Origin of the sequence: Thioalkalivibrio sp. (genome assembly GCF_007692535.1) — a bacterium.
In the GTDB taxonomy this organism is placed as follows: Bacteria; Pseudomonadota; Gammaproteobacteria; order Ectothiorhodospirales; family Ectothiorhodospiraceae; genus Thioalkalivibrio.
This window is the reverse complement of record NZ_REBW01000031.1, coordinates 1-3,951: the sequence shown is the minus strand read 5'-3', so window position 1 is coordinate 3,951 and position 3,951 is coordinate 1. Positions and strand designations below refer to the sequence as shown.

The 3,951-nt window shown below is 69.1% G+C and carries 3 protein-coding genes and 1 pseudogene; all 4 read right to left on the bottom strand.

All coding sequences use genetic code 11. The features are described from left to right. Nucleotides 1-365, bottom strand: a pseudogene (locus EA346_RS00515) (O-antigen ligase domain-containing protein); the annotation flags it as partial. Nucleotides 366-408: 43 nt separating this feature from the next. Continuing rightward, nucleotides 409-1,536: a nuclear transport factor 2 family protein gene (locus EA346_RS00510; RefSeq protein ID WP_296754276.1), complete on the bottom strand. Its 1,128-nt coding sequence runs from the start codon at nt 1,534-1,536 to the stop codon at nt 409-411. Nucleotides 1,537-1,545: 9 nt separating this feature from the next. Continuing rightward, on the bottom strand, nt 1,546-2,790 hold the full coding sequence (locus EA346_RS00505; protein WP_296754275.1) for a hypothetical protein: 1,245 nt from the start codon (nt 2,788-2,790) through the stop codon (nt 1,546-1,548). Between the two features lie 6 nt (nt 2,791-2,796). Further along, the coding region (locus tag EA346_RS00500) for a tyrosine-protein kinase domain-containing protein (protein ID WP_296754273.1) at nt 2,797-3,951 on the bottom strand (1,155 nt) is incomplete at its 5' end.

The following is a 3,951-nucleotide window of genomic DNA, read 5'->3' as shown; positions in this document are numbered from 1 at the left end:
ACGAAGACCGCCCAGCCGCGCAGGCTGGCCCCGATGTCCGGCGACCAGTGCCGCGGCTCGAAATCCGCATGGTTCCAGAATCCGTCGGGGTATGGCCCGAACGCCTGGGCCAACCCCGGCAGTGGCAGAACCTGCAGCAGCACGGTACCCGTGAACACCGCGAAGAAGGCGATCCACACGCGGTTTGGTGGCGGTAGTGCGCCGCGCAGCGGCAGCGTGGCGAGCAGGCCCGCGAGCAGCGCACCCGAGACCAGCAGCAGTTGCGTCGCGGTCAGTGTGAGCGGGTTGCGGTGGCCCATCATCAGGGGCAACGCCAGCGCAACGGCCACCAGCACCAGCGTCGCCGCGAAGGGGCCGGGACCCACCGGTGCGCGCGTTCGCGAGCGGCGGCGATACGGCGCTTCATGATCAGTAATCGATGCTGGCAATGTACCACTCCTGGCTCTGCTCGATCAGCCCGTAGCGAATCGGGCCGCTCGCGGACACCTGGCGCCCGTCGGGGTAGTGAATCTCGAGGTCGAACTGGCCGGAGGCGATCCAGGCCTCGGGTCCCCGGTCGACCGTTTCGATGTCCACCTGCAGGCGGCGCAGGTCGGAACGCGCGAAGATACGGGCATAGTGGCTGCGGAACCAGTCCCGGCCCTGGTGGCGGTTTTCGCGGGGGTGATCGGCGAGCAGACGCATCAGGGTCTCGATATCGCCCCCCTCGAAGGCGTGCCGGTACCGTTCGATCACGTCGACCACCGGTTCGAAGCCATCGGGGCCCGACACGGTGCGAACGTCGTCGCCATCCACCTGCGCCGGCGCCACGGCCTCCAGCGCATGGGCCCCGGGAGCCGTATCCCCGGCCGGCCCGGCGACCTCGCCCGGCGGGGTCTCCTGCTGCCGCGCCTCCACTTGCTGGGCCTGGGCCCAGCGGTTCGGGGCCTGCGCGAGGTAGACGTGGAACACGGTGGCAAGCGCCCCGATGACGGCCAGGCCGACCAGCTTCGCCTCCAGGTTGCGCGTCCCGCGCAGATGGTTCTGTAGCAGCACCTTCAGGCCGGGGCCGAAGCGGATGCTGCGGGACCGCCCGGAGGGTCGCGCCGCCCCGGTTTGGGGGGAACCGAGCATCGGCCGCGGTCCCAACCGCTCCGGCGGTGCATGGCGAAACCTTCGGTACGAGCGCTGGATCGCCTGGAACCTCGAGGTGAGCCAGCCCGCAAGTTCCGCGGAACGATCCGGGTGGAAGGCCGCGAGCAGGCGCCGGTACTGAAGACGGCGCTGGATCGCATCGCCGCCCAGCCACGCCGCCGACTCGCTCAACTCGTCCTCGACGAAGAGGACAGCGTCGAGCTGCCGGTAGACCAGGTCCAGCAGGAAGGGCTCTGCGCCCGGCTCCCCCAACAACGGGGTCAGGTCGTTACCGCCCCCCTTCCCGCCGCGGCCACTGACCCACGCGAGCACCACGCGCAGCTCTGCATGGTTCAGGTGTTCCACCTCAAACAGGCGCAGGCTCAGGGCGAGATCGCGCAGGTCGTTTTCGTCGAGGTCCATGCGCAGTGTTCAGTCGTCGGCGGGTGCAGCCACCGGCTCGAGCCGCAACGCGTCCAGCCACAGCCGGCCGGCCAGGAAGCGATCGAAATCGAGCCGCGTCGGGTCGCGCCGGACCTCCAGATCCAGCACACCCGGCGCCCCGGAGGTCTCGATCTCGATCGCGAACGGCGTCCAGTCGAAAGCGGCCGCCGGAAGCTCGATCCGGGCGGATGCGCCCTCCCCGCCCGAGACCCGCAGGTACGGCAGACTCGTCGTCGTGAGCCCCTCCGCCCGCCAATACCCCGAGAGCACCCAGGCACGCGACCCCGCCAGGGTCGGGATTCGCAGCGACAGGCCGCGCATCCCGAGATTTTCGCGACCGTCGAAATCGACGCGCAGGCTGGCGGGGGCGGTGACGTGTTCCGCCGTATCCCGCATCACCTGTGCGCCGGTGGGCACGCGGGTGCGCCAGTGCAGGCCGCGCCCGTTTCCGAGCGCGTGCTGGAAGTCGCCGTTGGGTACCGTGCCCGGATCGTAGTCGGGGAAGCTCTGCCACCAGACGTACATCGCATACTCGGGTTCCCCCTCGGCCAGCGCGAGGTCGACGAAATCCAGCAGACCGGGATCGTCTGCCTGACGCGGTTGCGGCAGCCGTTCCCAGGCCTGCACGGCCAGGTCCAGCCAGGCGTAGCGGCGGGCGACGTTCAGCGCCGCGAGCAGGTGCCGCTCGCCCTCGGGCAGGATGCGCTCGATCAGCGCGTTGGCGTCGGGTAGCCATTCGAAGGCCAGCACCAGCGCATCCCGGGTACCGGCCGGGTTGTCCTGCAGGAACGCACGCAGCGCACGCTCGGCGCGTTCGTAGTCGCCCAACTCGTAGGCGAGCGACGCGGCCTGCCAGTTGAGCTGCCGATGCCCGGGCTGCACGGTCAATGCCGCCTGTGCGTAGTCCAGCACGCGTTCGGGGCAAGCCCCGGCCAGGTGCGCGTTCAGCGCGCGGGTGAACCAAGGGAACGGGTCCAGTGGGTAGCGCTGTAGCTGCCAGGCGATCACCGCCTCGGCGGCCTCGGGCTCGAGGCCCAGGGTTTCCTCCGGTGCTGCGGCCAGGGCGCGCCCGCTCAGGCCGCCCCAGGGCTGGCGCGCCTCGAGCCGGGAGAGGCTGGCTTCGAGTTCGGACCAGTCCAGACTGCGCAGCGTCTGGTGCTCCGTCCACACGATCCATAGCGCGGCGACACCCGCCAGGGGAATGAGCAGCCAGCGCAGCACGAAGCCAGCCAAGGGGGGTCAGGAAGCCTTGCGGTGCGGGACTGCCTCGTTCTCGTCCATTTCCCGATGACCCTTGTCCGGCTCGTAGTTGTAGTAGTAGGCCGAGTAGTAGGAGTACTCGGGGCTGTCGAGGTCGACCCGATTCAGGACTACGCCGAGCAACGGGGCCTGGACCTGGCGCAGCCGCTGCACCGAGATCCGGAAGTTCTCCTTGCCGGTCTTGCCGGCCCCGGCCACCATGACCACGCCATCCACCAGGCGCGATGCGACCACCGCGTCGGCCAGGCCCAGGATCGGCGGGGCATCGACGATCACGTGATCGAAGATCCGCCGGCAATCGCTGAGCACCTTTGCCAGCTGGTTCGAGCTGAGCAATTCGGCAGGGCTGGGGGTCGCGTGCCCCGCGGGCATCAGCGACAGCCCGTCCAGGCCGCTTCCGTGAATGACCGGATGTTCGGGCTCGGTCCCCGTGCTCACCCGAGAGATGGCGTCAGTCAGCCCCGGTGAACGTGGTATGCCGAAATCGCGGTGCACGGATGGCCGGCGCAGGTCGGCATCGATCAACAGCACCGACGCACCGTTCTGCGCGAGCACCGTGGCCAGGTTGGCCGCCGCCGTGGTCTTGCCCTCGCCCTGCGAGGAACTGGTGAAGAGCAGGACCTTGGGCATGCCCTCCGGGGTCGAGAACATCAGGCTGGTGCGCAGGGACCGGAACGCCTCCGAGACCGCCGATTTCGGATGGGTGGCGCTGTAATGGGTCAGCGTTCGCTCCGGCCGGCCCCGAACGCCCGTTGCGCGCTGGTCGCGTGGACGCAGCAGGGGGATGAGGCCGAGCACGGGGCGGTCCACCAGGCGCTCGATGTCTTCCGTGCGGCGGATGGTGCTGTCCAGGAACTCGAGCAGCAGCGCGAGCGCGATCCCGATCATCAGGCCGAGCATGGACGCGATCGCGAGGTTTTTCTGGAGGCTGGGCCGGAACGCTCCATCCGGCATCCTGGCTTCATCGATCACCGAGATGTTGGACTTCTGCACGCCGGCTGCCACGCCGATTTCCTTCATGCGCTGCAGCACCGCGTCGTACAGTTCGCGGCTGGTCTCGTATTCCCGGCGCAGAATGTTGTACTGCACGCTGCGCTCGTTCAGCGTCATCAGCTGCTCCTCGCGCTGATCGAT